Origin of the sequence: Moraxella equi (assembly GCF_002027555.1) — a bacterium.
Lineage (GTDB): Bacteria > Pseudomonadota > Gammaproteobacteria > Pseudomonadales > Moraxellaceae > Moraxella > Moraxella equi.
Genome location: NZ_MXAP01000189.1, coordinates 1 through 777 on the forward strand (window position 1 = coordinate 1; position 777 = coordinate 777).

The 777-nt window shown below is 45.8% G+C and carries 2 protein-coding genes; both read left to right on the plus strand.

Annotation, left to right across the window (positions count from 1 at the left end):
- Positions 1–255, plus strand: a 255-nt coding sequence (locus tag B5J93_RS13650; RefSeq protein WP_158080757.1) for a hypothetical protein, incomplete at its 5' end; no start/stop codon positions are given.
- Between the two features lie 67 nt (positions 256–322).
- A complete protein-coding gene (locus tag B5J93_RS13125; RefSeq protein ID WP_079326767.1) occupies positions 323–718 on the plus strand; it encodes a hypothetical protein in 396 nt (131 codons plus the stop codon).
- Positions 719–777 lie beyond the last annotated feature (59 nt).

Here is a 777-nt window from a genome sequence, read left to right on the forward strand (position 1 = left end):
AAAGCCCTATCTTTGCAAAAGCAAATCAATGATGAGCAAAATCGCCAAAGCACCCAAAAGATGAGCGAGCAAGCCATGACAACATGGCAAGCCAACAGCACAGCCCCTGCGACCAATGCCACCGCCATCAGTGCCACCGATGTGGCAAATAGCTGGAATGCACGCCTCGAAGCGGTTAGAGAGCAAGCCAAAATTGAGGCAAAGCAAGAATTTGCCAAAGAGCTGATGGACGCGTCCAAGCGACAAGCCTATTAACTCCCCTGAACTCGTTCCTCTGATGTTTTTGTCTTACCTTTGGCATAATGATAAAAAAGGACAATCTATGTGGCAATTAAGCAATAAAACCAACACCCTAGACCTGCACGCCCAATTTATTTGGGTAGATGAGTTTGACTGGCAAGCCCTTGCTCAGTCCGACCCTGTCTATACACTCACGGGGGCGGTGGACATACAGCAAGGCACTAAAAAAGCAGGTAGACCGATTACCCTAGACGGCACGCACACCCGCACATCAAGGGCGGATTTGGCGACTTTGCAAGCATGGGCGGACATACCAGAGCTTACGATGACCCTAACCCACCCCAAAGGTAAGAAATATCAAGTCATCTTTGCCAGACCAAATATTACCAACATCAATTTTATCAAGCAATATAAGCCCGAAGATGAAGAAGATGACGATAAATGCACGCTAAACCTGCATTTTTTAACCACCGAATAAATGCTCTTTAATTATCCATTAAATCCAATTTAAAAGACGATAACATGACAAAACGCACC

Excerpts from the sequence above, each read along its gene's own strand:
- B5J93_RS13125 (WP_079326767.1), top strand. The coding sequence starts at position 323 with ATGTGGCAATTAAGCAATAAAACCAACACCCTAGACCTGCACGCCCAA.